The following is a 287-nucleotide window of genomic DNA, read 5'->3' as shown; positions in this document are numbered from 1 at the left end:
ATAAGATTCAACAACGTTACGCCGATTCTGAATTCGGTAACTTAATAGAGGGCCAAATCGTCGTCACCGCTGATACCGGTTTTGCCAACGAAGCTAATTACGCCTATCTGAAAGAAGAAGAGATAAACGCTTACATCCCGGACAACGCCTTTCGATCACGTGACCCAAAATTTAAAAGCCAAAAGAGCGACCACGGCAAGCGACACCAGGATACTGTAAAAGGTGTAAAAAAAGTTATCCCAGCTACAGAATTTAAATTAAACAAACGAAATAAAACCTGCGTTTGC

The 287-nt window shown here is 41.8% G+C and carries 1 pseudogene; it reads left to right on the top strand.

The features are described from left to right. Positions 1-287 (top strand): annotated as a pseudogene (locus ACXAFR_RS27640) (IS1182 family transposase); the annotation flags it as partial.

Source organism: Pseudomaricurvus sp. ABR4_320, from assembly GCF_056159445.1.
This window is presented reverse-complemented; position numbering and strand designations above follow the sequence as displayed.